At 44.9% G+C, this 463-nt stretch carries 1 protein-coding gene and 1 pseudogene; one reads left to right on the top strand and one right to left on the bottom strand.

Annotated elements, in window-relative coordinates; all coding sequences use genetic code 11:
- Positions 1 to 168: bifunctional hydroxymethylpyrimidine kinase/phosphomethylpyrimidine kinase (locus tag GFC01_RS18105; protein ID WP_194175039.1), on the top strand; the 168-nt coding region annotated here is incomplete at its 5' end.
- A 47-nt stretch (positions 169 to 215) separates the two neighbouring features.
- On the opposite strand, the pseudogene GFC01_RS18110 reads toward GFC01_RS18105, so the two are convergent.
- Positions 216 to 463 (bottom strand): annotated as a pseudogene (locus GFC01_RS18110) (prolyl oligopeptidase family serine peptidase); the annotation flags it as partial.

Consider the following 463-nt stretch of genomic DNA (forward strand, 5'->3'; position numbering starts at 1 on the left):
GGCTGCACATTCTCAGCAGCAGTCACAGCTGAACTAGCGAATGGATCAGACGTGAAAGAAGCCATTTATGCAGCAAAAGAATTCATCACGGCTGCCATTAAAGGCTCTTTCCAGCTAAACGAATACATCGGACCAACAAAGCATTCTGCTCATCGTTTTGACAAATAAAACAGAAAAAACCGATTCGCCTTGTTAGAAGGTGAATCGGTTTTTGTTTATCGAAAGCTTCGTCTCTGCGCAAACAGCCAATCTGTTAAGCCTGGCGTCTCATAAGCAGGCGTCCATGATGCATGGTCATATCCATACTTGCTTGCATACTCCGTATAAAGCGGCTGGCCGCCAGCTTTTTGAATAGCTTGAATTGTATTTCTTGCATAGCTGATAGGGATAATGGAATCATCCTCTGCATGAAATGCCCATATTGGCTTGCTCGCTAAAATTCCCGCCTTGCTCGGATCTGCAC

The sequence above is a fragment of the Desulfofundulus thermobenzoicus genome (genome assembly GCF_009428905.1).
Lineage (GTDB): Bacteria > Bacillota > Desulfotomaculia > Desulfotomaculales > Desulfovirgulaceae > Desulfofundulus_A > Desulfofundulus_A thermobenzoicus.